This window comes from Paenibacillus sp. FSL H8-0079, assembly GCF_037991315.1.
Lineage (GTDB): Bacteria > Bacillota > Bacilli > Paenibacillales > Paenibacillaceae > Paenibacillus.
In genome coordinates this window covers 6,544,850-6,569,119 of record NZ_CP150300.1, presented here as the reverse complement: position 1 = coordinate 6,569,119, position 24,270 = coordinate 6,544,850, and the positions used below count along the sequence as shown (strand labels likewise).

Annotated in this window: 20 protein-coding genes; 16 read left to right on the top strand and 4 right to left on the bottom strand. The window is 47.0% G+C overall.

Annotated elements, in window-relative coordinates:
* Positions 1 to 64: 64 nt before the first annotated feature.
* Complete coding sequence (locus tag MHI06_RS29210) at positions 65 to 1,138, bottom strand: hypothetical protein (RefSeq protein ID WP_340399963.1); 1,074 nt, start codon at positions 1,136 to 1,138, stop codon at positions 65 to 67.
* Between the two features lie 32 nt (positions 1,139 to 1,170).
* Entirely contained in the window at positions 1,171 to 1,788 is a 618-nt protein-coding gene (locus MHI06_RS29205; RefSeq protein ID WP_340399962.1) for a TetR/AcrR family transcriptional regulator, read from the bottom strand.
* Between the two features lie 165 nt (positions 1,789 to 1,953).
* Between MHI06_RS29205 and MHI06_RS29200 the strand changes: the two genes are divergently transcribed.
* From MHI06_RS29200 to MHI06_RS29185, 4 genes are all read left to right on the top strand, one after another.
* Positions 1,954 to 2,547 (top strand): cysteine hydrolase, encoded by a 594-nt coding sequence (locus tag MHI06_RS29200; protein WP_340399961.1) that lies wholly within the window; start codon positions 1,954 to 1,956, stop codon positions 2,545 to 2,547.
* A 269-nt stretch (positions 2,548 to 2,816) separates the two neighbouring features.
* A complete protein-coding gene (locus MHI06_RS29195; protein ID WP_340399960.1) occupies positions 2,817 to 4,925 on the top strand; it encodes a cytoplasmic protein in 2,109 nt (702 codons plus the stop codon).
* Between the two features lie 342 nt (positions 4,926 to 5,267).
* Entirely contained in the window at positions 5,268 to 6,893 is a 1,626-nt protein-coding gene (locus MHI06_RS29190; RefSeq protein WP_169482189.1) for a rhamnogalacturonan lyase B N-terminal domain-containing protein, read from the top strand.
* Positions 6,894 to 7,107: 214 nt separating this feature from the next.
* Complete coding sequence (locus MHI06_RS29185) at positions 7,108 to 8,058, top strand: SMI1/KNR4 family protein (protein WP_340399959.1); 951 nt, start codon at positions 7,108 to 7,110, stop codon at positions 8,056 to 8,058.
* Positions 8,059 to 8,241: 183 nt separating this feature from the next.
* On the opposite strand, the gene MHI06_RS29180 is transcribed toward MHI06_RS29185, so the two are convergent.
* Complete coding sequence (locus MHI06_RS29180) at positions 8,242 to 8,739, bottom strand: DinB family protein (RefSeq protein ID WP_340399958.1); 498 nt, start codon at positions 8,737 to 8,739, stop codon at positions 8,242 to 8,244.
* A 168-nt stretch (positions 8,740 to 8,907) separates the two neighbouring features.
* Here MHI06_RS29180 and MHI06_RS29175 point away from each other — a divergent pair, with 168 nt between their 5' ends.
* The 11 genes from MHI06_RS29175 to MHI06_RS29125 all read left to right on the top strand — a co-directional run bounded on the left by MHI06_RS29175 (position 8,908) and on the right by MHI06_RS29125 (position 22,552).
* Positions 8,908 to 10,065, top strand: a complete 1,158-nt coding sequence (locus tag MHI06_RS29175) for a response regulator (protein ID WP_340399957.1) — start codon at positions 8,908 to 8,910, stop codon at positions 10,063 to 10,065.
* Positions 10,066 to 10,069: 4 nt separating this feature from the next.
* A complete protein-coding gene (locus MHI06_RS29170) occupies positions 10,070 to 13,207 on the top strand; it encodes an ATP-binding protein (protein ID WP_340399956.1) in 3,138 nt (1,045 codons plus the stop codon).
* Between the two features lie 167 nt (positions 13,208 to 13,374).
* On the top strand, positions 13,375 to 14,694 hold the full coding sequence (locus MHI06_RS29165; protein WP_340399955.1) for a sensor histidine kinase: 1,320 nt from the start codon (positions 13,375 to 13,377) through the stop codon (positions 14,692 to 14,694).
* Positions 14,666 to 15,559 carry a response regulator gene (locus MHI06_RS29160; RefSeq protein ID WP_340399954.1) on the top strand — a complete coding sequence of 298 codons (894 nt, stop codon included), beginning with the start codon at positions 14,666 to 14,668 and terminating at the stop codon, positions 15,557 to 15,559. The genes MHI06_RS29165 and MHI06_RS29160 overlap by 29 nt, the downstream gene beginning before the upstream one ends.
* A 317-nt stretch (positions 15,560 to 15,876) precedes the next feature.
* Positions 15,877 to 16,674 (top strand): transporter substrate-binding domain-containing protein, encoded by a 798-nt coding sequence (locus MHI06_RS29155; protein ID WP_169482196.1) that lies wholly within the window; start codon positions 15,877 to 15,879, stop codon positions 16,672 to 16,674.
* A 17-nt stretch (positions 16,675 to 16,691) separates the two neighbouring features.
* Positions 16,692 to 17,348, top strand: coding sequence for an amino acid ABC transporter permease (locus MHI06_RS29150; protein WP_340399952.1), 657 nt, complete (start codon positions 16,692 to 16,694; stop codon positions 17,346 to 17,348).
* Positions 17,345 to 18,067, top strand: a complete 723-nt coding sequence (locus tag MHI06_RS29145) for an amino acid ABC transporter ATP-binding protein (RefSeq protein WP_340399950.1) — start codon at positions 17,345 to 17,347, stop codon at positions 18,065 to 18,067. Before MHI06_RS29150 ends, MHI06_RS29145 begins: the two co-directional genes overlap by 4 nt.
* A gap of 172 nt (positions 18,068 to 18,239) precedes the next feature.
* A complete protein-coding gene (locus MHI06_RS29140; protein ID WP_340402202.1) occupies positions 18,240 to 19,280 on the top strand; it encodes an iron ABC transporter permease in 1,041 nt (346 codons plus the stop codon).
* Positions 19,277 to 20,302: an iron ABC transporter permease gene (locus tag MHI06_RS29135; protein ID WP_169482199.1), complete on the top strand. Its 1,026-nt coding sequence runs from the start codon at positions 19,277 to 19,279 to the stop codon at positions 20,300 to 20,302. Before MHI06_RS29140 ends, MHI06_RS29135 begins: the two co-directional genes overlap by 4 nt.
* Positions 20,303 to 20,325: 23 nt before the next feature.
* Complete coding sequence (locus tag MHI06_RS29130) at positions 20,326 to 21,267, top strand: ABC transporter substrate-binding protein (protein WP_340399949.1); 942 nt, start codon at positions 20,326 to 20,328, stop codon at positions 21,265 to 21,267.
* A 160-nt stretch (positions 21,268 to 21,427) separates the two neighbouring features.
* On the top strand, positions 21,428 to 22,552 hold the full coding sequence (locus MHI06_RS29125) for an SGNH/GDSL hydrolase family protein (RefSeq protein WP_340399948.1): 1,125 nt from the start codon (positions 21,428 to 21,430) through the stop codon (positions 22,550 to 22,552).
* Between the two features lie 117 nt (positions 22,553 to 22,669).
* Here MHI06_RS29125 and MHI06_RS29120 read toward each other — a convergent pair whose 3' ends face one another.
* Complete coding sequence (locus tag MHI06_RS29120) at positions 22,670 to 23,236, bottom strand: dihydrofolate reductase family protein (protein WP_340399947.1); 567 nt, start codon at positions 23,234 to 23,236, stop codon at positions 22,670 to 22,672.
* A 69-nt stretch (positions 23,237 to 23,305) separates the two neighbouring features.
* On the opposite strand from MHI06_RS29120, the gene MHI06_RS29115 reads away from it, so the two are divergent.
* On the top strand, positions 23,306 to 24,214 hold the full coding sequence (locus tag MHI06_RS29115; RefSeq protein ID WP_340399946.1) for a YafY family protein: 909 nt from the start codon (positions 23,306 to 23,308) through the stop codon (positions 24,212 to 24,214).
* The last annotated feature ends 56 nt before the right edge of the window (positions 24,215 to 24,270 follow it).

The following is a 24,270-nucleotide window of genomic DNA, read 5'->3' as shown; positions in this document are numbered from 1 at the left end:
GCTGACATTGGGGGTCGGCAAAGGCTTTTTTTAGTGGTAACAAGAACAATAAAGATGCTGTAATTTACAGATACATCTTGCTAGCTTCTTCGTTGAAGAACTGAATGACATCGGGGTAAGTCGTAATGTCGATATCTTTCCGTTTCATAAACCACCGCATGAAGATGGTATCCGTGAACATTTTATTGATGATAATCTCGCACCATAACGGGGTAACTTTGAAATGATCTACTAGTGTATGAAGCTCGTCAAAATTGAAATACAGAATATATAAAGCATAATTCTGAAGCAATGTCGTGAAGCAATGGTCACGATACAGATTGGAACCATCTTCAGCCAGAAAGTCCCCCATGATGTTAAACAACGCGATCCGGTCACCTTCGTACATTTCTAGCATTTGATCCACATCGCTGATTAACGCTACGACGGACTCCAACCCCTTCTCTGAAGGCATACTAAGCTTGGGTGATCTACCCTCTATTACAGCTAACAGCTCCAGTGTCAGGTGTTTGCAGACCTGAATTTCATGAGGAGTGATAACAATATGTTCACTATATAGCTCTCTATTTTCACAATAGTGGTCATGAAACGCCGAGAAATAACGATCCAAAGAGATGGCTTTTTGTGTGTATATCAAACGGTTCTCGGTGAATGAGCAGGCGTACAGAGTCTCTTCATTGACGGGATGGGCATACAGGTAGAAAAAGTAGAAAATGTCTCGTAACTGTTGCTTTTGTTCATCGTTGAGTCTGATGGCTTCGCTCAGTTGGGACAACTGAAAGAAGCTGTAACTTTTCATGAAATCATTCATGTCGCTGTAACAATTATACGTGTTAATCGACATCGTGGTATTAATTGTAAACAACAAATAATACAGGGTGAGTTCGTCATACATATCAAGTTGGTTGAACACATCGGTGAGAACGGGTTTCCCGTTTGGTTTGGCGCCATAGTACGGATCTTTGGGCTGGAGTTGACTCATCCAGTTCGTAAAGGTCTCCTCGGATGAATCAGTCAAAAATAAGTCTGCGCTACCATCTTCATATATTCCATATTCAAAAGGTTCGGTATGGGCAGGCGTTCGACTACGTTTCCATTTGATATTGATATATTCGTTATATAGTGTTTGAAGCGGCATCTTGTATCCTCAGTTCTTGTATGAATTTCTCTCTAACCGTTACGCAGACCATCACACAGGATCGATACAACGCGTTCCGGGAAAATTCCTCGATTCCCGGTGGCTTGAAGCACACCGATCAGCATGATTTTAATATCCTCAATGCTGGCATCCGCCCGCACGGAGCCATGTTGCTGCGCTCGCTCTAGCAGTCGGGTAATGCCACGCCAGAACTGATTGGCTATCTCTGAGCGGCCAGTGTCTATAGTCAAACTGCTAACAAGAGCATCGGTAATCGCCTTGTTGGCAATCCCCTCGCTTATGATTTTGGTGAAATATTGAAAAAATGCTTCGCCCGGATCGTCGTGATGAAGCAATTGATCAGCCTCTTCCATCAGACGCATCTTGTGGCTGGCGATGACAGCCCCGAACAGATCTTCCTTCGTTGGGAAATGGCGATAGACCGTGCCTATACCGACACCGGTACGCTTTGCAATCTCATCCATTGAGACAGCAATGCCCTCGGTTTTAAAAATTTCATGCGCGACACGGAGCAGCTTGTCCCGATTTTTCTTGGCATCTGCACGCAGTGTCTTCTCTGGAACCTGAGCGACGATGGAATCTGTATGCGTAACCTCACCGTCAGGAGTAGGATTGTTTTTATTAGACATTATGGGATCACACCTCTTTCATAAATATACCCCACTGTTGATTTGTTGACAAACGGAGGGCGACCTCCGTATAATTTTAAACGGAACCATTCCTCCGTTTATTTCGGGAGAATAATATTAACCTATTCTGAATTTCTAAACTCAATTCCAAAGGAGAAGGATAACATGCCACATTCAATGAGCAAAAGTGCGTTGCTGATCATGGATATGCAAAAGAGTGTCGTGTCGCAGTTTGTTAAAGATAGAGAGGCCCTGCTACCATTTCAAAAAGCAATTGAGACTGCACGTAGTCACGGGATTCCTGTGATCTATATAAGAGTGGCGTTCCGCCCGGGTTATCCGGAGATTAGTTCACGCAACAAAATGTTCGGCGGAATTCCTGGTCGGGCTGGAGCTGGAGCAGATGCGGTGGCAGCTATGGAAGCTGCGGTGCAGATTGATGAATCTGTACAACCCCAGCCGGACGAGCCTATTGTGACCAAGGTTCGGGTCAGCGCATTCGCCGGAAGCGATCTGGAGGTCATTCTTCGGTCCCGCCAGATAGACACACTCATTCTTAGTGGGATTGCGACAAGCGGAGTTGTTCTGTCGACTTTGAGGGAGGCTGCGGATAAAGACTATGCGCTCACCGTGCTCTCGGATGCCTGCATCGATGCTGATCCTGAGGTACATCGTGTGCTCACCGAAAAAGTATTCCCTCTTCAGGCAGAGGTTAGATCTGTAGATGACTGGGCAGACTCATTATCCGGTACAAATTAGGTCATTGTATCATGTCGTAATACTTTCGCCCTGTTGGCAGATCGTGGAATCTGAGATGATGGGTTCACCAGAGGTTCGGGTGACGAACTTCGAACCGCTGGCCTTCAGGCTATTGCGATCCTTCCTTCTAACTTCATTGGCGAAAATAGGGTCGCAGCTCTCCTGAAGATTTCATTTCAGAGAGGAGGCGTCCAGGCTATCACATTCCTTCCTTCTAACCCTAACCTTTCACGTTATATAGGGATGTGGCTTTCCTGGACTCTTTTATCATGAACAATACAATCTATTTGCGCAGAGCGAACAAACTCATTATCGAATCAAACGAAGGGAAACAACAGTTACCGAAGACTCATCTGGCGACTGCCCTTAAAAATATTGAAGCACTCGGATACACCTTCTCGGATGAGTTAATGCAGGCGATGCGGCAGCTGTCCAAGGAACAATTTGAAGCAGTATATATTCAACTTGTAGCTGATCTGAGAGTCTTGGTCGGCGCACATGTGAAATACAAACCGATGTATGCAGGATTCCCGATGCAGGTAATGCAAGCGGATGAAGCCGAGTTATATCTCAATGCGATTATTCATTATCTGACTCATCTGAATGTTGTCTATCCGGATCAACAATTTGTGGAGAGAACGCCTTTACTGGAGAAGACGGACTTAAAAGTCATTGGTTTGGGCAACAAACAAGCATTCCAGACGCTGATCCGCCAGGTCATTGAAGCCAAGGGTTCCATCTCGGAAACAGACAAGGCAGATATCGATACGGTATTGGAACATGCAGACCCTGAAGAAGTAGATGCGCTATTACCCGCCGAGATTCCGTTCAAAGAAAATGTGGGCTTTGTGGTTGCCTCGCTGTTGAAACATGAAAAGGCGAACATCGACCGGATCGGTCCGTACTTCAAAACCGCAAGTGATGTTCTCCGTCTGGTTGTCGCGTGGTCTAATGGTGATGTCAGCCTGGCAGCAGCGTCTCCCTTTCGGAAATTCAAACGTCGCGAAAGACGCTTGCTACTCGGATTGTTGGAGCAGTGCGGTTCAATAATCGAGGATATGCTGCGCTATAAGGATCGCTGGATTCGCCTTGGCGAAATTCTTCATCCTTCGGAATATAAGCTTCGGTATCCGCGATGCGAAGAAGCCTTTGATATTTTGCGTAATAATAAGCCGTATTCGACCTTCAACGGAAGTGTGGAGCTTGCCTTCCAATATCGGAATGTCTGGAGTCTGATCGATCTGTTGTCACAGCGTCCAGGTGAATTCGCGAGAAGACTGGATCACTTGCTGCGGATGACCGAAGATGAAGCGTATGTGCTGCTGGCATTTGGTGAAGTTATACCGCAAGTATCCACCCCGGTGTTATTGCAGGTGAGACAGCATTTTGCTCAGCGTAATGAACGGCAGGATCTGCGTGTCTTCTTCCCGAAAGGCAATGTAGCCAAAGCTTTTGCTGTTCCGAATGAGCTGCCAGAGATCGATGAAGCCACGTGTCAGGATGTCGTGCAATTGTGCGAGCGGGCATTGATAGAGCGCTTCGCAGCCCTTGCCCCGCTTGGAAAGACCTATGTCGATCCGCAGCTCCATGATTATCTGGTACCCTTTTCCCAGAGATCGGCGAGTAAGGCTCTGCATACCATTGTTCGTGGGAGTCGTGTACCAATGGCCGAGGGAGATACGATTCGTTTCTTCAACTGGTGGAAAGAGGGGGACGTGGATGGCCAGTCTACAGGGCGCGTAGACATTGACTTGTCTGCGGTGATGTACGATAAGGACTGGAACTATGTGGAGCATATTTCCTATACGAATCTGCGATCCTCTAACTATAAGGCTGTTCATAGCGGAGATATCGTGACCGCACCTAACGGAGCAAGTGAGTTCATTGATCTGCATATTCCATCCATCGTGGCCTATGGTGGACGATATGTGGTGGCGACACTGCTATCGTTTACCAGTCATCCGTATTGTGATCTGCCCGAATGTTTTGTGGGCTGGATGATGCGGAAGAAACCGGGGTCTGGCGAGATTTTCGAACCGTCCACCGTAGCGAACAAAATCGATATTACCGCGGATATGCAGATTGCGATCCCTGTCATTATGGACCTGGTCGAACGTACCGTCATCTGGACAGATCTGGCGCTGACAAGCCATCCGGATTACTACAACAATGTGGAAGGCAATCAAAAAGGTATGGTTCTGATGGGCAAAGCGCTAACGAATTTACGCAAACCCGATCTGCATGACTTGTTCATGCTCCATGCCAAAGCTAGAGGAGAACTGGTGGATACAATGGATCAGGCAGATACGATCTATTCGGTGGATCAAGGCGTTACGCCGTACGATATCGAGCAGATCATGGCGGAGTATCTGGTTTGACCTGTTTGATATCTAAAGCGCAGCTTGTGAAGCTGCGTTTTTTGTTTTGAGAATTTTCTATCGAATATATGGTTCATTTCCATTGCATGCATATGTAATATAATGGTATTATTTTATTGGAATTGTAAGAATCCTTGTATGTAGAAGAGTAATTTAAGAAGGGGGTGGCCAGATCAGATTTACATGAAGTAACGACTCTACTCTATACGCACGCAGACATAACATTTCAGTGATTATGGACATGCCCGCATAGCAGACATATCGATATGAGACGGAAGTGTCGGTTGTTATATATTATAATGTAAGCGCTTTATTAAATGGATTCCAAGGAGGAACTTACTCATGAATCAACGTATAGTGAGAAAGGCGCTTGGCTTGCTTTTAATAGTCGTTATGATCGCAACAGCTGCTGTATACCCTGCATCTACCGGACACGCGGCAACCATTAATGTTACCGATAACGGCTCCAGAATTGAAGTGAACACCGGTTCAGGATTAGTCTATGTGGTGAACAAAACTAATGGCGATATTATCTCGGCGAAAATGAACGGTACGGAGCTAAACAGCAACAGGGGATCGCATATCGGTTCAGGATTGGGCTCCTCCGCCAATGTAACTTGGAATACCTCTCCTTCAGGATCGACCGTGTTAATCACGGTATCGACAAGCACACTAACTCACTATTATGCTTCGCGTGGTGGAGAGAACATCATATACATGGCAACGCATATCACGGCTCAACCTTCGATCGGGGAGCTGCGTTACATTTTCCGCGGTAATGGTAGTGTGTTGACGGGTGTTCCGGCCAATTCAAATAATCGGGGCAACACAGGGGCGATCGAGAGTCAGGATGTATTTGGTTTCGCAAATGGTCAAAGTGCCTCGAAATATTATGGTAATGATCAGGCTAAAGATTTATCCGTTCGTGGGGTCACGGGTAATGGCGTCGGTGTATTTATGGCCTACGGCAATCGGGAAAAAAGCTCTGGTGGACCATTCTTCCGTGACATCCAGTTCCAAAGTGGAACAGAGACGGAAGTATATAATTATATGAACTCGGGACATGCACAGACGGAAAATTGGCGTCTGGGTCTGCATGGGCCGTACGCTTTGATCTTCACAACGGGTGGTACGCCGAGTGTACCCGATTTCAGCTGGATGTCTGGTCTGAATCTGCAAGGTTGGGTATCCAGTCGGGGGAATGTCGTGCTTAATGGTCTCAGCGGGATGGATGCAGGTTATGCGTACACGATTGGTTTCGCCAATAGCAGTGCCCAGTATTGGGTAGGGACGTCTTCAAGTGGGGCGGCCGCTAAATACAGTATGATCCCGGGGACGTACACCATGACAGCCTATAAAGGAGAACTGGCCGTATACACGGAAACGGTTAGTGTTACAGCAGGACAAACGACGACACTGAATACGCGTACGATCAATAATGATCCGAGTCAAGCCTCCAGCATCTGGCGAATCGGTAACTGGGATGGTACACCACGGGAATTCCTGAATGGACAGACGATACCGATTCGTCACCCTTCCGATAGTCGCAACCCAAGCTGGGGGCCTGTCACTTATGCTACCGGTAGCGCGACTAATCGATTCCCGGCAATCCAGTTCCGTGGTCAGAATTCTCCAACCACAATAACGTTTAACTTGAATGCATCTCAAGCGGCATCTTCTCATATGCTCAACATCGGTATTACCGCAGCCTACAATAATGGCAGACCGAGTGTAACGGTTAATGGACATGCTTTAACCAATCCTGCTGCATCTTCACAGCCCAATTCTCGTAGCTTCACCATTGGTACGTATCGTGGCAACAACACAACCTTTAGCTGGAATGTTCCAGCATCCTACTTCGTGAATGGTTCCAATACTATCACGATTACGCCGATCAGCGGTTCCAGTGACTTGGGTAACTGGTTAAGTGCAGGCTGGGTCTACGATTGTGTTGAGTTGCTGAATTGAATTAAGAATGCAATATAGTGGAAGGAATAGAGGAGGTAGCCTACCTGGTTTTCTTAACCGGGTTCAGGTTACCTCTTTTAGCTTTGTCATCCGAAATGAAAAGATATCGATTCATGAGATCCCTAAGGATCTTGCTTTGCTGGAGATGGTGATCCGGATAGTGGTATAATTTTCAATACGTAATCATGAGTGAATGAACGGGGAGGAAAAGAGAATGAGAGACGATCTGTTGGTTCAATTGCAAGAGTGGCATGAAGAAGATGAATTTCAGGAAATTGTAGATGCAATCCAAGCGATTCCTGTGGAAGAAAGAGATTATGAGCTGGTTAACCATTTGGGACGAGCGCTGAATAACTTGGAACAGTATGAAGAAGCGGTTGAACAATTCCTGACAGTTGCCAAAGAGGGCACAGGTGACCCACTCTGGCATTACCGGATTGGACTGGCTTATTATTATCTGGAGCAATATGCGCATGCGCTGCAGGCGTTCGAAAGAGCGGATGAATTGGAGCCTGAGGATGAAGATACGCTGGAGTTTCTGGAGTGGATTCGAAGTAAAATTGAGGAGCCGTCCGAGTCTGAACCTGAAGTTGAAACGGGCCCAGAGGCTGTCGAGGAATTCCGTGTACCCGTTGACGTTGTAGCGACTCTTCAAACCGTTCCCAGACCGGAATCCGGTGAATTCTGGAACGATAGTGAGCAGGCATTGGAACATTATGTGTCCAATCCGCCAAGTGACGGTCTCATTGATTCTGTCGAGGAGCAATTGGTGTTCCGACTCCCAGCCTCGTACATTGAGATGATGAAGGTACATAACGGCGGTATTCCGTACAATCGTTATTTCCCTGTAGCGAACACAGATACGGGAGCTACGGATTATGTTGAAATTGAAGGCATACTGGGTATTGGCCGTGAGAAGCCTCGCACGTTAGCCGGTGTACAGGGCAGCTGGACTTTGATTGAGCGTGAAGGCTATCCGGAGATTGGGGTGGTCATCGCGGTATCTCCTTCGGAGTCAGGGGTCGTCATGCTGGATTATCGTTCATTCGGTAATGACGGAGAACCCGAGGTAGTCTATGTGAAAAGGGAGAATCCCAAAGAGATCATTCCACTGGCACCGAACTTTGAGACGTTTATCCAAGGGTTAATGACTCCGGAGGTTTAGAACCTTATGAACAGTAGCACGTTCAGACATATGGATGCAGTAAAGTATGTATAGTACGGTTGTGTTGAAGTGCTTCTACACTATCGCTATCTAGACAATGCACAGAATGGTAAAAGCAAAACAAGCCGCGAGGAAAAGACATTCCCTTGCGGCTTGTTTTCGTTCTATCGGATTCTTTCCGGTTTACGCCGGGAATCCACCACCTGGAGGAGGCCATGCGCCGTAGAAGCGGCGAAGCAGAACAATCTCGCCCAGATGATACGAGTTGTGCGAGGCGATATTGCGTAGGAGTCCTGCCTTGGTTTCCCCTGGGAAATAGAGAAGTGCATCATCCAATTGTGCCGTTTCCGCAATGGCTACCGCTCGATCAACCCCATCCAAGAATGCCTGAATATCCGCCTTCCACGTGTCTTCATCCTGTGGACCTTTCTCTTCAGGCCAGCTCTCGCTCACGTTAGCAGGGAGCTGCGGCTTGCGTCCTTCCAAGTGCTCGAGCATGAATTGCTGCCAATAATGCATGTGCTTCACCAACTGATAGATCGTATATGGCATAGCATCGTGCGTACGAGCAGCAAGTGTGACATCAATATCGGGTAGAGCACGAGCGATGCGGATATGACCGCGTTCGCCCACTAATGATTTGACTAGGGCTTGCCCAAAGCTATGATTAGCATCTGACATATGGAACCTTCCTCTCTTCCAGACCGGATCTGTTAACCTGTCTTCTGTTAAGTATTATACAATTAAATTGCTAGAAATTAAAAATAACAAGAATCTAAATACTTAAAATTCCTATGATATAATAGTGTAAATAAATCTCAAGACTTTAGGGTCGAGGAGGAAGCTCCGGTGAAAGTGATATTGGTTGACGACGAACGTCTAGCGTTGATAGGCCTTCAAAAATCACTAGAGAAAGAAGTAAGCGGTATTGAAATTATCGCTACATATATGAATCCGACAGAGGCTATAGGGGGAATTATGGAGCACCGCCCTGATGTGGTGTTTCTGGATATCCATATGCCAGAGATGGACGGTATGGATCTGGGGAAACAGATTCAGGCCACAGTACCTGGGGTCGAAATTATTTTTGTGACCAGCTACGACCAATATGCAGTGCATGCCTTCGATCTACAGGCTTTGGACTATGTCATGAAGCCCATCCAGAAGGATCGATTAAAGCAGACGGTGAGCCGAGTACGGGAGAAACTGAGTTCGAAACGCGAGCAACGGTCAAAAGATATAGATGTGCCATTAATTTGCTGCTTTAATCAGATTCAATTCAAGCTTCCAGACAGGGATATCCAAGTTGCCAAGTGGCGTACAAGTAAGGCACAGGAGCTATTTGCCTATTTACTTCACCACCGGAATCAGACAATTCATCGCAGCGTGTTGCTGGAGATGCTGTGGCCTGAATTGGAAGAGGACAAGACGGTGCATCAGCTCTATACCGCAATGTATCATGTCCGCCAAACCCTGAAAGCATGCAACATGGATATGATCACTATTCAGAGTGGACACCTGGAAGCTGGCTATCGGCTCGAATTGGGTGAAGCTCAGTTGGATAGTGAGCAGTGGGAACAAGAGATCAGGCAATGGAAAGTCGTGGATAACAGTACCGTTCATGCCTATGAGCAAGCGCTTCATCTATACAAGGGCACGTATCTTGGCAATTACGAATATATGTGGGCTGAACCTGAGCGAGAAAGACTACGCTACCTGTGGTTGTATCATATGAGACAACTAAGTCTGTATTACCAGCAACAGGGGCTGGGGGAGAAAGTGATTGAGAGCACGCGTCGTATCCAGCAGATGCTTCCGGATGAGGAAGAAAGTTATTTTGTTCTAATGAAATTGTATGATGAAATGCACAACGATCTCGGTGTGGAGGAGCAGTATCGTCTCTTAACCACCAGAATGGAGCAAGATTTGGAGATACCAGTCAGTGAAAACATTAGCGAATGGTATCAGGACTGGAAGCTCGGTTTAACCAAAGTCATGAAAACATAAATCTATGAAATCATTGCATACGAAACCTGTGAAACGTTACAGATATCTGATCATCATACTGATCATTTTTGGAGTGTTGATTGGCATGCGCTCGGCATGGTCGACGTTTTTCCACACTTTTGATGAGCATCGCGCCGTTAATGGAGTGATTGACTTAAGGGGCGTAGATCTGGAGCAATCTCCGGTCATGTACCTAAATGGGGAGTGGGAACTTTACCCGGATGAGTTGCTGACCCAACAAGATTTTACGAAGAGGAATGGCGGTGCGAAGAGTGTCCAAGTCCCTGGAGACTGGGGAAGTGCACAGAGTCAGGAACAAGAGGGTTCATTCGGTTACGGAACATATCGATTGCGCATTTTGACAGATCCACTTCAGACACCGGTCACCTTCTGGTTCAAGGGAATTCGAAGTTCGTCCGAGATTGAGATGAACGGAGTCGCCGACGGGGGCATGGGTACGGTCGCTATGGATAGCAATACATATATACCCAGAAGTACCTCATATACGGGAACCTACGATCAGGAAGGAACAACAACGATTGAATTGCTGATTCGCGTAGCTAATCACGACAGCCCGTATATGGGCGGAATTAGCAAACCTGTTCGCTTTGGATCACAGGCAGCTGTTGATTTTTCGCGGTGGTACTCCATTGGTTTTCAGATGGTTATCTTTCTGATTCTGCTCCTTCACGGTATGTATGCCTGCATTCTCTATGCATTCAACCCTCAGGAACGCGCCTTACTGGTTGCCGCCATATTAACCTTATCTGTTGGCGTCGCCGTTATGGTGGGTCATGATAATATACTGATGTTATGGCTTCCTATTAATTATACCTGGGGCATTAAAATTCGATTGATCTCATTATTGCTGCAAAATGTGTGTATTCTTCTGTTATTCCAGAGATTAGCGATGGTTCATGTACGAAAAACATGGCTTCAGTTACATGTTCTCATTACCTTGATCTATACTGCCATAATCGTGGTGGTGCCCATTCATACTACATATGCCTTGATCCATTACAATGTCATTAACATATTCTTTCTTGTATCTATGATCTGGTTTCTATACATCGTTGGAACGATGATCTTCAGGAAACAGGCGGACCGGGACATTGTGTTTCTGTTGCTTACTGCAGGAGGGATTACATCCAACCTGTTATGGAGTGTGGTCGAAACGGCCAGAGATGTGACGACAGTGTACTATCCAATGGATATCATTTTTGCCATTACCGGCTTCTCAGCTTATTGGTTCAAGAAATACTTCAGGAATGCCAGAGAGAACATGGAATTGAATATAGAATTGCAGAAGGGTGACAAAATTAAAGATCAGTTCTTGGCGAACACATCGCATGAACTGCGGACTCCGCTGCACGGGATCATTAATATCGCTCATAATGTGGTCACCAGAGAGAAGAGCAGGTTGGATGAACGGAGCCTGGAGGATATGGAACTGCTCATCACGATCGGTCGTCGGATGTCCCATCTGCTTGGGGATCTGTTGGATGTAGTCAGGCTGAAGGAGCATCGCATTGTGCTGCGTCAGGTTCCTCTTTCTATCCAGTCGGTGGTGCCTGGCATTATCGCTATGCTGCAATTCATGGCAGAACGAAAACCGGTCCGCCTTCATATGGAGATTTCAGAATCCTTCCCACTGGTCATGGCTGATGAAGAAAGACTGGTTCAGATTTTGTATAATCTGCTGCATAACGCGCTCAAACATACAGAGGAAGGAACGATCTCAGTAAGCGCCGAAATTCGTGAAGGGCATGCTCTGATTCATGTGGAGGATACAGGCATTGGTATGGATGAAGACACGCGGATGCGCATTTTTCTACCGTATGAACAAGGGTCATATGGAATAAGTGATGGACAAGGCATCGGTCTTGGACTGAACATCTGCAAGCAACTCGTAGAACTGCACGGCGGGGCACTAACGGTTCACTCGGAACTTGGAAAGGGCTCGGTATTTAGTTTCGATATGCCGCTCGCGCATGAAACCACCGATCAGGCTCAGTCGCAGCTTCCCCTGATTTGGGAGCAGGCGATGGAGATGATGGAAGATGCACCTGGCGGATTCCTGTTACCCCGCCCTGGTATAGGCGACGTGGAATCTTCGGCGACAGCGGAGATGGCTCCGTTGTTAAAAGAGGGGAGAGCCACCATTCTGGCTGTGGATGATGACCCAGTGAATCTGGATGTATTGGTCAGCATTCTTTCGACAGAGCCATATGATATAACTACAGCCCGTTCGGGCCAGGAAGCGATGGAATTGCTGGGCACACGTCAGTGGGATCTGCTCATTACAGATGTGATGATGCCTAATATGTCCGGCTATGAGTTAACCCAAAAGGTAAGGGAACAATTCTCCATGTCGGAGCTTCCCGTACTGCTGTTGACAGCACGAAGTCAACCGCCAGATATCTACACGGGTTTCGCGTCGGGCGCGAATGATTACGTCACGAAGCCTGTAGACGCGTTGGAGCTGAAATATCGGATACGTGCATTGACTATGTTAAATCGGTCCATCCAAGAGCGCCTGCGCATGGAGGCAGCCTATTTGCAGGCTCAGATTCAGCCTCACTTCCTGTTCAATACGCTGAATTCACTGATGGTCTTAAGTGATATTGATACAGAGCATATGCGGAAGCTTGGCGAAGCTTTTTCATCCTATTTGCGGATCAGCTTCAACTATCTCAATACAGGGGAACTGGTGAAATTATCATACGAGCTGGAGCTCGTGGAAGCCTATCTTTTTATTGAGAAAACACGATTTGAGGATCGGTTGTCGGTGGTATTGAACATAGAGCCAGACCTTCCGTTGCTTCTCCCGCCGCTATCGATTCAGCCCTTGATCGAAAATGCTGTAAGACACGGGCTATTAAGCCGAAATGTGGGTGGGACGGTATGTTTGACTATCACTCGCCATGAAGGTTATACCCGTATTGAGGTGAAGGATAATGGCAAAGGCATCGAACCGGAGAAGGTTGCAGAGCTGCTACATGCTACGCCAGGTGGAAAAGGCGGAATAGGCATTGTAAACACGAACCGCAGGTTGCTGCAACGGTATGGTCAAGGATTATCGATCGTAAGTGAGCCGGGTGAGGGAACGATGGTGTCATTTGATATACCGGATGAGATATAGGGAAAAGGCCGCAGAAGTGAAGACTTCCGGCCTTTTGTTGTGCTTGCGTGTTCATTCCCTAATTTTAATTATTTCTAATGCTTGTTTCATATGTTAGTATATTTAACATTAGAAGCGCGGATTCCGGTAGTGGGCGCTAAATGTTGCTATAGTGGGTGAAGAGATTGATGCGCAATTGGGTCAAAAATGAGAATGTGCAGATGACGGCCATTGCCTTTGCCACAGCGGTAGGGGCACAATTCAAGATTAATCCGTTCCGGGAAGACTACTTCCGAATCGGGCTGGGGGTCAGCATCCTTTTATTTCTGCTGATGATCATGCCGCACCTGTCTTATGTGAAGACAGGAATCCTGACAGGCATCGCGAATTTTCTGTTCCAGTCTGCAGATCTCATCAATCATGTACAGACCGTGTCCATCCTGGAAAGCATGCGAGACAATCTGGGGGCAGGCGTGTATTACGTGGTCTTTGCCTATGGGCTTAGCAAGTTCAGGCATCGATTCCATGAGATGCAACCTCTTCTGCTCGGCGGGTTAATCACATGTATCGATTTCTCCTCTAATCTTGTTGAGCTGCTTCTTCGCGGAATGTTAAGCGGGACCAATATCTTTTATATGAAGGAATGGTTGTATCTGCTTGTGGTGGGTGGTCTGCGAAGTTACTTTGTGATTGGGCTCTATAACAGCTTTGCGGTGAGGCAGATGCGGCTCTTGCATGCAGAGCAGGAGAAGCGGATGGAGCAGATGCTGAATGTGAACTCCGGTCTGTATGGCGAGGTATTTTACCTGAAGAAAGCGATGAACACGATTGAAGGCATTACGGCAGACAGCTATGATCTATATCGCGATCTCCGGGAGCAGGACTTGAACCAATACAGTCAGCGCACGCTGGGCATCGCTCAGCAGATTCATGAAGTGAAGAAGGATTCACAACGTATTCTGGCGGGTCTGCTGAAGCTGTATGATAATGAAAAAGCAGTCAACATGAGCCTATCTGAAGTACTGAACTTTGCCAGCAAAGCAAACCGAAAATACAGTGAGATGCTGCATAAGCAGGTCGAGATCGATATTGAGCAACAGTATGATTGTGAGTCTCCGTATTACATTCCTCTTCTCACGGTAATGAACAACCTGATTGCCAATGCGGTAGAGGCGATTGAGCATGACGGAACGATCCGAATTCGTGTATATGAGCAGGAAGATGACGTGCATTTCGTCGTAATGGATTCTGGAAAAGGCGTACCTGAAGCCAAACGGGATGTCATCTTTGAACCTGGCTATACAACGAAGTTCAACGAAGTCGGCATTGCCGCGACGGGTATTGGCTTGTCTCATGTACGTGATATCGTTCAGTCATTGAAGGGACAGATTAAGGTAGAATCGGCGCCTTCTGGAGCGAGAGGGACTACATTTCGTATAGCTATTCCCAAGATGAATCTAATAAAGGGGGCCGATGTCGATGACACTTTCTATCATGATCGTGGATGATGATGTGGTAAGTCGGAGCATGCTGCATGACATCATTGAATCCTGTGGAATCGGCGAGCTTGCAGGCATGGCGGAGGGCGGCATAGAAGGGGCAAGGATGATCATGGATCTGCGTCCCGATGTGGTGCTGATTGATCTGCTGATGCCGGATCAGGACGGGATCGAGACTGTTGCGAAGCTGAGGCACAGCGGATATACCGGGAAATTCATCATGATCTCTCAGGTGGAGAACAAGGAGATGGTGGGGGCGGCCTACCAGAACGGAATTGAATTCTTCATTCATAAACCGATTAATCGGGTGGAGGTGGAGCATGTGCTCAGCAAAGTGAATGAACAGTGGAAGTATGAACGTTACGTGCTGGAGATCAAGCAGTCGATGGCCCGATTGAATCTGGTGGAAGCGCCGGCCCCTGCCCAAGGTCGTACCGTGCGAGATGCGACAAGAAGCATTTTGATGGATCTGGGGATCATCGGAGAAAGTGGTAGCAAGGATATTGTGGCCCTTATGGAGTATGCGATTGATCAGAAGCGTGCCGGGGAGTGGCCGCCGCTGAAGGAGTCGTATGAAGCGGTGGCCCAGACGTACAAGTCTACGCCCAAAGACGTGGAGAAAGAGAGCAAGGCGATGGAACAACGCATTCGCAGAACGGTAATTGCCGCATTGACGAACATGGCCTCGATTGGACTCAACGATTATAGCAACCACAAGTTTGAGCATTATGCGCCCCTCTACTTTGACTTCCAGGATGTTCGAATGAAGATGAGAGCGATGGAAGAAGATCAGGCAGGCGACAAAGGCAAGGTGAATATCAAAAAGTTCCTGCATGTGTTCTACATGGAGACGATTGAAAAGATGAATAACTGAATAACTGAGATATTCTGTCTCTTATCCAAAAGCCGAATTCCGGAAGGTAACACCTTCATGGATTCTCGGCTTTTTTTGTTTTCTACTTTCTTAATTGTTATATAACCTTACACAAAATATTGAAATAGGATCTTTTATTAGCGATTCTTGTGCGTTTATCTATTAATAAGCATTTCGTGTTAATTTAATTTTCATGAGTTGTAATTATTTTGTGTAGGATCATGTAAGTTGGCGTAGGGAGCGAACTACAATACGTACATAAATACAAATGGTCGATTCGGTCGATCCCAATCTAATTCGGAAAAGGGGTTTTTTCTATGAAAAAGGTAGCATCCATTGTAATGGCGTCCGTTCTTGCTTTAACACTTAGTGCCTGCGGTGCAGCAAAGTCCGGTGAAGAGAGCAATGCACAATCGGCAAGTGGTTCAGCTGTTGAGAAATATACATTTGGTACCGATGCAACGTATCCCCCTTTTGAGTTTCAGAAGGACGGCAAATATGTAGGAATTGATATTGACCTTATGAACGCGATTGCGGAAGAAGAGGGCTTTGAAGTAGAGATCAAACCGATGGACTTCAAAGGCATTATTCCAGCCATCACGGCGAATCAGCTGGACGGAGCCATTGCAGGCATTAGCATTACGGACGAACGTAAAAAAGTCGTGGACTTCTCGGAACCGTATTATCAGGCCGGTCTGTCCTTAATCGTGCATGAAGATAACGCGGACATCCAAAGTCCTGAAGATTTAAAAGGAAAAATTATTGCGATTAAAAAAGGAACCTCAGGTGCCAATCTCGCAGATGAATATGCGAAAACCTACGGGGCAACCGTGAAATATTTTGATGACAGCCCATCGATGTATCAGGAAGTCGCGAACAAAAACGCAGATGCTACGCTGGAGGATTTCCCGGTCATCTCCTATAAGATTGCCATCGACCCGAACGCCAAACTCAAGATCGTTGGAGACCGATTGAACGGTGACTTCTACGGCATTGCTGTTGCCAAAGGCGATGCGGAGTTGCAGAAGAAAATCAATGATGGACTGAAGAAATTACAGGAAAACGGTAAGTATGATGAGATTGTCGGCAACTATCTGGGAACGACGGCTAAATAGAAGGGAATGTGGTACGGATGGACTCCTCCTTGCAAGTCATAATAGACGCACTGCCTCTTCTGTTAGAGGGTTCAGTAGTTACGTTGAAACTAGTCGTGATCTCGCTCATCATTGCGATGGTGATCGGATTGATCTCAGGTCTGATGAGCACTTCTTTGAATCGATTTTTGCGGCTGGTAGCCACACTTTACGTGGATATCATCCGTGGCACACCCCTTCTGGTGCAGGTATATTTCATCTACTTCGGACTGCCTGTGTTCCTGGATATGCGGATTCCGGCGATGACCGCAGGCATTATTGCGATTAGTCTGAATGCCGGAGCTTACATCTCGGAGATATTCCGAGCAGGGATTAATTCCATTAGCAACGGGCAACACGAGGCAGCGCGATCCCTGGGCTTGACTCGTTTCCAGACGATGAGGCTGGTCGTGTTGCCCCAAGCAACCCGGCGCATGATTCCTACCTTTGTGAACCAGTTTATTATTACGATAAAAGATACTTCGCTGTTGTCAGCAATAGGTATTGCAGAATTGACACAGAGTGGAGAAATCATCATTTCCTCTAACTTCCGAGCGTTTGAAATTTGGGGAGTGGTGGGCATATTCTACCTCATCATCATTGTTCTGTTGTCCCGAGTTTCCCGATTGATCGAGAGGAGGTATGCGATCCGATGATTACAGTAGAGAATCTGAAAAAGCAGTTTGGTGCCAATGAGGTGCTGAAGGATATCTCCACCACGATTCAGGAGAAAGAAGTCGTATGCGTCATCGGACCTTCCGGGTCGGGTAAAAGTACCTTCTTGCGCTGCCTCAATCTGCTGGAGGATGTAACGTCTGGAAAGGTGACCATCGGCGGTGTCGAGGTCACTTCACCAAAGACGGATATCGATCAGTTGCGAACCAATGTGGGCATGGTGTTCCAGCAATTTAACCTATTCCCGCATCTGACCGTGCTGGAGAATATCATGCTCGCGCCGAAGCATATCAAGAAACTCAGTAAGGCCGAAAATGAGAAAAAATCAATGGAACTGCTCGGCAAGGTCGGGCTATCTCAGAAGAGGGATGCTTATCCCGAGCAGTTATCAGGTGGACAACAACAGCGTGTAGCCATCGCACGTGCACTTGCCATGAATCCGAGTGTGATGCTGTTCGACGAACCTACGTCTGCACTTGACCCGGAGATGGTTGGAGAAGTACTGCAAGTTATGAAAGACCTCGCTCAGGAGGGGATTACCATGATTGTCGTTACGCATGAGATGGGCTTCGCTCGCGAGGTGGCGGACCGGGTAATCTTTATGGACGGCGGATATATTGTGGAAGAAGGCACGCCTGAAGAACTCTTTCAGAATACCCAGCACGAGCGTACCAAGGCGTTTCTGGGTAAGGTTTTATAACGATACTGGAGCAAAAAAATGAATGAAAATAATCCCCTATGGGCGGACGATGGTTCAAGCACATCTGTTGTGATGGGCTGAACGTAGTGTGCTTACAGGGGGTTTTTCGTAATGATAACCAAGGCAAGACTTGACTTCATAGAGAGAGCAGGGTAAAATTCACTAATTGAAAATGATTATCAATGAGAAAAGAGAGATTCGAGTGAAGAAGCAAACGGGAACCCCTCTTCGTTTCACGCTGATACTACTTTCAGCAATTGCCCTATTGTTATTCTCCATGTTTATAGCAATCTCTATGGGCGCAAAATCGTTAACGCTCCATACCGTGTGGGATGCAGTCTTTAGCTATAACCGCAGTCTGAGTACCCACCAGATCATTCAGGAAATTCGTCTGCCCCGAGTGCTGGCTGCCGCAGTGGTTGGAGCCGCATTTGCTGTTGCGGGTGCTCTGATGCAGGGGGTTACCCGTAACCCTCTGGCTGATGTTGGTGTGCTTGGAATCAATGCGGGTGCCATGTTTGTGGTTGCGCTAAGCTTTGTATTTTTACCACAGCTTCCGTTCTCTGTATTAATGCTACTGTCATTCACGGGTGCTGTTCTAAGTACGTTGCTCATCTATCTATTGGGCTCCGGTTCTCCAGGTGGATTAACACCTATGAAGCTTACTTTGGCAGGTACCGTTGTTGCGGCCTTGCTACATTCGTTGACTTCAGGGATTGCTATCTATTTTGAACTCAGTCAGGATCTGGCGTTCTGGTATGCTGGCGGAGTAGCTGGGGTATCGTGGGAGCAGCTTCGTATCGTGTTGCCGGTTATTCTGAGTGCATTAATTCTCTCCATATCCTTGGGCAGATCCATTTCGATTATGGCCTTGGGTGCAGAGGTTGCATCCAATCTGGGCGTTCGCATAGCAAGAGTTCGTTTGTATGCCATCATAATTGCGTTGGTACTAGCGGGAGTATCCGTTTCAGCCGTAGGTTCAATTGCCTTTGTGGGACTGGTTATTCCGCATATTGCAAGAAAGCTTGTAGGGGTGAACTATACATATGTCATTCCACTTTCAGCAGTGCTGGGAAGTATATTGCTTGTTCTAGCTGACTTGGGCGCAAGAATTGCTGATCCTCCCAAGGAACTGGCTATTGGTGTTATTGTCGCCATGATCGGCGTACCTTTCTTCCTCTATGTTGCCCGAAAGGAACAGCGGAATTTATGAAAAACCAAGCAAATCATCGTTACCAACGCACGCTTTTAACAGGCGGAATTCTGGTCCTTATCGTATTCACCTCCATTGCGATCGGACTGAATACAGGCTCTATGCAGATTGCATTGCCCGATCTTGTTCTGACGTTACTGGGTAAAGGCACGGATATGCATCACATGGTGCTCTTTGATTACCGTTTACCTCGCATACTTATTACGATGCTTGCAGGAATGGGGCTCGGTATTGCGGGCGCTATGTTACAGGGTATCACCCGTAATGCACTGGCAGACCCGGGAATCCTCGGGATTCACGCTGGAGCATCCTTTGGTTTATTAATTTATGTCAGCTTTTTTCAATCCTTAAATACACTTCCAGTACTCATGATTCCCTTGTTTACTTTTGTGGGAGGAATATTGGCGGCAACGCTTATCATTCTGTTCGTGTGGGATCGGCAAAAGGGATTCATACCAGCTCGATTGATTCTGATCGGGATTGCTGTAGCGGCAGGTTTTAATGCAGCTAGCCTTTATCTATCACTGCAACTGGATGAGAAGACGTATTCGTTTACCGCAAGTTGGCTACTGGGGAACATCTGGGGTAGAGACTGGATTAACGTTTATGCAATGCTACCCTGGATGGTTCTGCTCATACCACTGGCGTGGGCCAAGAGTAAAAGCTTAAATGCGCTAGCGCTAGAGGATTCGTCCGCAGTTAGCATCGGTACCCCGGTGGAGAGAGAACGAATCCAGATTTTATGTATTGCCGTTGCTCTCTCTTCAGTGAGTGTATCTATGGCTGGAGGAATTGGATTTATCGGACTGGTGGCCCCGCATATGGCACGTAGGCTGGTTGGCCCTGCATTTCAGTACCTTATCCCCATTTCGGCTCTGCTGGGCATGTTAATTCTGGTTGTGGCGGATACGGTAACGCGTGCAGTCTTTGATCCCAAATCCATCCCGGCGGGAATTGTAGTGGCTGCTGTCGGTGCTCCATACTTTTTATATTTACTACGCAAATCCAATAAAACCATCTAGAAGATGCCGAGAGGAAAAACGAAATGAAAAATGTTGTAGCTATACTGATGAGCCTCTGTATGATATTTATTCTGGCGGCCTGTGGGTCCGATAAAGATTTGAAGCAGGTGACGGACGACACAACCGCACAGACGGAAACAGCACAAACTGCAAGTACGACTGAAACTACAGAAGGCGTTTATGGTAAAAAGGTTGCTTCCATCTCCATTTTCCTGACGGGAGACCTGATGGCTCTAGGAATTAAACCGGATGGCACAACAACGAGTGACTATCTGCCCATCACAGAGGAGCGATATCAGAATATCGAATACCTAGGCTTCACAAAAGACCCGGATATGGAGGCTTTGATTGGTTTGCAGCCGGATGAGATCTTCATAGACGCAGAATTTGCTGAGAAATTGGGTCTGGAGAAGTTGGAGAAAATTGCAACAACTCATGTGATCAATTTGGATGAAGGTTCATGGAAGGATCAACTCCGTAACATATCGAAGGTCGTTGACCGTGAAGAAACGGCGGAGGAGTTTATTGCATCGTATGATGCTAAAGCGAAGGAAGTATCTACATTGGCCAAACAGGCAATAGGAGACGGAACGGTTATGGCAGTCCGGATCTCGGCCAAAGGCTTGCGCGTATATGGTATGGAACGTCCGTTGGGACCAATCCTGTTTGAGGATCTGGCTTTAACCCCAGCCAAGGGAGTCGAATCCATCACGAAGAACTGGGAGAATATCTCCAAAGAAGTGTTGCCTGACTTCGACGCAGATGCCATATTTGTACTGGTTTCTTCCGTAGATGAAGGTAGCGAAGAAGTTTTTGAACAACTGAAATCTGATCCGATCTGGATGGGATTGAAGGCCGTTCAGAATGATAAAGTATATGTCATTACAGAACAACCTTGGCTCGATTATTCTGCTTCTGGCAACATGCTTGCGCTGGAAGATCTGGAGCGTATCCTGTCCCAATAAGATCAATTGGAAACCCCTGTGACTATTCGATTAGTACAGGGTTTTTGTTATGTCTGCATGGGAATGTTCTGATTTTTCTGCATCCAGGGAAAGGGAATAGGGGATGTTCAGCGAAAATAAGCTTACAGGACATCAGTTAACGATATAGGAGGAATGCACCGTGAAGGCTAGTGAGCAGTTACAGGTATATAGTCTGCCTGAGGTTGAACATCTCAAAGTACATGGGAGAACAACAGGACAATTATTACCTCTGACCTTGTTTTGGACAGGTAGTGCAGTAGAACTTAATGTGCAGGGATCTGAACTATGGGTTGAGGTAGAGTCCGAATATGATATATATGAGTCATGGATTAGCATTCTGATCAACGGTGTTCCGGTGAGCCGGCAGATGTTAACGGAAGGACGGTACTGGATCTGTGTATTCCGAGGCATGAACGCGGATGTGGTGAAGAATGTACGGATCGTTAAAGATGTTCAAGCGATGAGTGGCGACCCAGGCTGTTCCTTGCAGATTCATGCGGTGAAGTCAGATGGAGCATTTCTGCCTGTGCAGGAAAAACCGTACAAGATTGAGTTTATCGGTGACAGTATTACCTCTGGCGAAGGTGCGATTGGAGCTAAAGCGGAGGAAGATTGGGTTCCGATGTGGTTCAGCGCCATACATAATTATACGTTTATGACAGCAGAGGCATTGAACGCGGAGTATCGGGTCATCTCGCAAAGTGGCTGGGGCGTGCTGACAAGTTGGGATAACAATCCGAAGGGGAACATTCCCGATGTTTACGAACAGGTCTGTGGCCTGCTTGCTGGTGAACGTAACGAAGCGATCGGCGCGGGAGATCAGCATGATTTTGGTTCGTGGCAGCCGGATGTTGTGGTCGTGAACCTGGGCAGCAATGATGGAGGTGCGTTTCAGTCACCTGAGTGGAAAGACCCTGACACCGGTAAGGTGTACAAGCAACGTCTGAACGAAGATGGGACGTATCGTGAAGAGGATTTGACCGCATTCGAGAAAGCAGTGGAACAGTTCCTGTTCAAACTTCGGAAAAACAATCCAACGGCACAACTCGTATGGGCTTATGGCATGCTTGGTTTCCCCATGATGCCCGCCATCTACCGTGCGGTTGATGCGTATGCAAAGGAGACAGGGGATCGCAAGGTTACGATTATCCGGCTTCCTGATACAACTGAAGAGACGGTAGGGGCGCGCACCCATCCAGGCGAGTTATCTCACCGTAGGACGGCAGATGTGTTAGCGGAATATGTACGAGGACTGATAGGATAACTTGATACATGGTAAGGGAAAGACCACTCTTTCATGAACGGTACCCCAATGGTAGATCGTGTCTAACTGTATGGAGTCCCTTCATTATAAGAATGGTCTTTTCCCTTTTCTGCTTATCTAGACATTCGAGGGTGTGTCCTCTGTATCGCTGTTCTGTACCTCATAACGAATCGAAATGATCTGTCCGAGCGTCTGTGTTCCGATCATTTTGAATTGACTTGGCACAGTACCTGCCGGGAATAAGGGGATGCCTTCGCCAAGAATTTTCGGAATGATGGCGACTTCAATCTCATCCAATAATTTTTTTGCTAACACAGCTTGAACCAATATGCCGCCACCTACAATCCACACGTCTCCATCAGAATCCTGCTTTAATCGAGGAATGATCGTATCTATCGTCTCGGTTGTAAACTGTACATGCGGAGCGGGAGGCTGTTCTGAGCGGGAAAGCACATATGTTGGGCGATCCGCATAAGGAAATTCTTCAGACAGTGTGAGCACCTCTTCATACGTATAACGTCCCATAACGACGCTACCAATCGTTTGATAAAATGCAGCATAACCGTTATCTCCTCCGTCACCCTCCACATCAAATAACCAATCTACCGAACCGTCCAGTCTTGCGATATATCCATCCAAACTCATAGCAATGTACAAAATTGTTTTGTTATTGTTCATATTCATCGCTCCCTTCTACAATGTATGATACACTTTAACTATGACAAAAGTTGACGTAGTTAGGATGTTGAATTTATGAATCATCGGAAGCTGGCTATCATGCGTCTGATGGATTCTAGGCAGAAGTTCACTGCCCGAGAATTGGCAGAACGATTCGACGTATCGGTGCGTACGATTCAGCGAGATCTGGATGCATTGCAGGCGCTGGGTTTCCCCTTGTACACAGAAGTTGGCGTGAACGGCGGATATCGGGTGTTGCCCAATCGTATTTTGCCACCTCTTCAACTGACACAGCAGGAGGCATTGGGGCTGTTTATGATGCTGGAATATCTACAGCAAGTCCCGGATTTTCCATATGGATCAATGCGCGAACATCTGGCTGATCAATACTTCTCTACTTTGCCCGAAGATGTACAGGATCTGATTATGCGAATGAGAGAGCATATAACCTTTGTCCAGCATCCCGGTGAGCATGCCGAGCCTTTAACAACCGAGATATTGGGTGCAGCGGTAGAAAAGAGAGAAATCGAATTTATGTATCATGCCCGCAGTGGTCGTAAAAAAGTCCAGGTCTTTCCCTATGGTATCTACTATGAGCAGGGACATTGGTACATGCCAGCCGGAAATAAGGACCGCGTATTGTTGTATCGGGTAGATCGCATGCAGCAGTTGGTTGTTATGAAATCGGTCGATGAATCTGTTCCGAGTCTAAAGGTATGGCTAGATACCAAAGAAGACAGAGCAAGCGTAGAAGTGGTACTGCAATTCACGGAATTTGGAGCAAGGATTGCTGCGTCAGATGTGTTGTTCAAGTCGGTTGAAGGCCATGAGTGGCGCGGACTTGTTCCGCCCGAGGAGTTCTCTTTTACAGCGCGAAAATTACTCTCCTATGGTCCGGAAGTGAAGGTGGTGTCTCCGCTCGAACTGCAACAGCAGGTTAGAGGGATGCTGGAACGGAGTTTAAGCCAGTATGGTGGGGGATAAAAGCTTTCAAACGCTGGATATTAGGGTATCAAGGAAGAGATAAGAAAGGTGTGTAG